Genomic DNA, 3,092 nt, shown 5'->3' on the forward strand with positions numbered 1-3,092 from the left:
GAGGTCGGTGGTTCGATTCCACTCGTGCCCATATTGGAGAATTACTCAAGAGGCTGAAGAGGACGGTTTGCTAAATCGTTAGGTCGGGTAACTGGCGCGGGGGTTCGAATCCCCCATTCTCCGTAGTATTATGACGAATTATCTTTTAGATAATTCGTTTTCTTTTTTTGAGGTGACAAAATGAAAAATAGTTTTTATCGATTTCTTCTTTATGGGTTTATTGTTATTCTATTTTTTGTAATGCTTTTTTCTTTTGTCTTTACTAATAAAAAATTAACGAAGGAAATCTCGTCTAATGTTTCGGGTTTTGTTACCAAAGTAGACTCAGTGATTTCAGTTCCATTTACTGCTTTATCAAAATCTCATAATGTTATTTCTGATCTCTTATCAACTTATAATGAGAATCGAGATTTAAAAAAATCTTTATCAAATTTAGAAAATCAATCATCTATTATTTCTAACTTGCAAGAAGAGAATGATTCTTTAAGAGCTTCGCTTAATCTTTCGGACAAGCTAAGTCGTGATAATGTTCTCACTGCTGAAGTTTCCATGCGACCTTCTGTGACTTGGTTAAAAGAGTTAACGATTAATGTCGGTAAGTCTAAGAATGTTAGTAAGTCCATGCTAGCAACTTCTAATGGTGGAGTAATCGGTTTTGTAACTAAGGTATACGATGATACTACAACTATTTCTTTACTGTCTAGTAGTTCTAGTGATAGCTACCTTGCTTCTAGCGTCAAATCAGAGGATGATAACCAGATTTTCGGGATTATCTCTCGTTATGATAATAAAAAGAAGCTGCTAGAGATGACACAACTTAATTCATCTTCTAACGTTAAGGTTGGCACTGAAGTGGTTACAAGTGGTCTTGATGATGTATCGGTAAAGGATGTTCCAATTGGTACTGTAGACTCTGTGAGTGATTATGAAGGTAATCGTACGATTTTGGTAAAACCTTATGCTGATTTTGATAAAATTTCTTATGTTACTTTAGTTGGAGATGGTAAATAATATGAAATTATCCAAGTATTCTATTATTCCTTTCTTACTGAGTATTGTTCCTTTTCTATGGGATGGTCATATTTCGATGATACTTAATCATTATTTATCTCCTGAATTTTTTCTATCATCTCATCTTTTTATTATTTATATTTTCATCTTAACTCTTGATTTTCCAAATAAGTATTCCTATCTTTACCTTGTTTATTTTGGATTTCTTTATGATACCTATTATTTCAAAACAGTTGGTATAGTAATTCTAACTTTGCCACTGTTATGCTATCTGTTAACTCAGCTAGGTCGAATTGTTAAGAGAAATACCTATGTTGATTTTTTGTTAATGTTTTTATTCCTCTTTCTATTTGATACTATAAATTTTGGCTTTGCCTTATTTTATGGTTTCTCCAATGAGTCTGTGACGAATTTTATTATTTATCAACTAAGTCCTAGTATAGTGTTTAATCTTTTGATCTTTATCTTTATTAAACCTATTCTTGAAAAATTATTTTTGTATCTGTCAGTTGATAGATTTAAATAGAACTGTAATATTGGCGTAACAAAATTTGCGCCATTTTTTGATACAATTAAAAGGTCTTATCGAAAAGGAGTAGTATTTTATATTATGAAAAAACGTATTCTTTCAGCAGTGTTGGTAAGTGGTGTAACCTTATCAGCAGCTGCATCAGTACATGCAGAGGATTATGATTCGCAAATCGCTGCTGCAGATAACGCAATTAGTAACCTTGCTTCTCAACAAGAGACTGCACAAGCGCAAGTTGCTACAATCCAATCTCAAGTATCTACACTTAGAACACAAAAATCAGAATTGGAAACTAAAAATGCTGAACTTGAAAAAGTATCAGCAGATTTGGAATCTGAAATTCAAGAATTATCAAGTAAAATTGTAGCTCGTCAAGATTCTTTGGCGAAACAAGCTCGTAGTGCTCAACAAAATAATACTGCGACTAGCTACATCAACTCTATCTTGAACTCTAAGTCAATCTCTGAAGCTATTACTCGTATCACAGCTATTTCAAAAGTTGTTACAGCTAATAATGACATGTTGACAAAACAAGAGTCTGATCAAAAAGAGCTTGCTGCAAAACAAGAACAAAACCAAGCTGCTATTAATGAGATTGCAACTAATAAAGCAGAACTTGAAACTACAGAAGCTGGTTTGACAACTCAACAAGCAGAACTAGAAGCAGCACAAGTTGCTTTGGCTGCAGAATTGGCTACAGCTCAAGATGAAAAAACATCACTTGTTTCTGCTAAATCAACTGCAGAATCAGTGGCAGCTTCAACTGCAGCATCAGTTGCTCAATCTCAAGCAATTGCAGAATCAGAGGCAGCCGCACAAGCAGTAGCTTCTTCAGAAGCGGCAGCATTTGTAGCTCAATCAGAGGCGGCAGCAACTTCAGAAGCTACTGTTTCAGAAACAGCAACATCTGAAGCAGCACAAGAACCTGTTTCATCAGAAACTTCAGAAACTACTCAAGCGCCTGCGCCTGCTGCTCCAGCAACATCTGAAGCACAGCCAGAAACAGCTGCTCCAGCTGCTTCGGAAGCACCAGCTCCTGCTAGCGAAGCACCGGCAGCAACTTCAGAGGCACCAGTAAGTCAAGCGCCTGCAGCTTCAGAAGCACCAGCTCCAGCAGCTGAAACACCTAAAGTATCAACTGCCTCAACTCCTAATACATATCCTGTTGGTCAATGTACTTGGGGTGCTAAATCATTAGCTTCATGGGTCGGTAATTACTGGGGTAATGCTAAAAACTGGATTGCTAGCGCACAAGCAGCTGGCCACTCAGTCGGGACAACTCCTGTAGCCGGAGCAATTGCGGTTTGGCCAAATGATGGTGGGGGTTATGGTCACGTAGCTTACGTAACATCAGCATCAGGTGCAAATTCAATTCAAGTTATGGAAGCAAACTATGCTGGTAACATGTCAATCGGTAACTACCGTGGTACATTTGATCCAACATCTTCAGCTCATGGTGGTTCTGTATACTATATTTACCCATAATGACTACAAGAAGGCGATTCGAATTTTCTCGAATCGTTTTTATTGTGACTTTAAGTCCGTTTCGCTC

3 protein-coding genes and 1 tRNA gene are annotated in these 3,092 nt (G+C 36.9%); all 4 read left to right on the plus strand.

Annotated elements, in window-relative coordinates; translation table 11 throughout:
- Nucleotides 1–35 precede the first annotated feature (35 nt).
- The 4 genes from HMPREF2877_RS00980 to HMPREF2877_RS00995 all read left to right on the plus strand — a co-directional run bounded on the left by HMPREF2877_RS00980 (nt 36) and on the right by HMPREF2877_RS00995 (nt 3,025).
- Nucleotides 36–123 (plus strand) — tRNA-Ser (locus HMPREF2877_RS00980).
- A gap of 57 nt (nt 124–180) precedes the next feature.
- On the plus strand, nt 181–1,011 hold the full coding sequence (gene mreC / locus HMPREF2877_RS00985) for a rod shape-determining protein MreC (RefSeq protein ID WP_002886281.1): 831 nt from the start codon (nt 181–183) through the stop codon (nt 1,009–1,011).
- Between the two features lies 1 nt (nt 1,012).
- Nucleotides 1,013–1,537: a rod shape-determining protein MreD gene (gene mreD / locus HMPREF2877_RS00990; RefSeq protein WP_002886282.1), complete on the plus strand. Its 525-nt coding sequence runs from the start codon at nt 1,013–1,015 to the stop codon at nt 1,535–1,537.
- 84 nt (nt 1,538–1,621) lie between these two features.
- Complete coding sequence (locus HMPREF2877_RS00995; protein ID WP_002886283.1) at nt 1,622–3,025, plus strand: PcsB-like coiled-coil domain-containing protein; 1,404 nt, start codon at nt 1,622–1,624, stop codon at nt 3,023–3,025.
- Nucleotides 3,026–3,092 lie beyond the last annotated feature (67 nt).

The sequence above is a fragment of the Streptococcus sp. HMSC072D03 genome, assembly GCF_001812855.1.
GTDB classification, from domain to species: domain Bacteria; phylum Bacillota; class Bacilli; order Lactobacillales; family Streptococcaceae; genus Streptococcus; species Streptococcus salivarius_D.

What these genes read in the sequence shown, in the direction of transcription:
- mreC (WP_002886281.1), top strand. Translation starts at nt 181, where the DNA reads ATGAAAAATAGTTTTTATCGATTTCTTCTTTATGGGTTTATTGTTATT.
- mreD (WP_002886282.1), top strand. Translation starts at nt 1,013, where the DNA reads ATGAAATTATCCAAGTATTCTATTATTCCTTTCTTACTGAGTATTGTT.
- HMPREF2877_RS00995 (WP_002886283.1), top strand. Translation starts at nt 1,622, where the DNA reads ATGAAAAAACGTATTCTTTCAGCAGTGTTGGTAAGTGGTGTAACCTTA.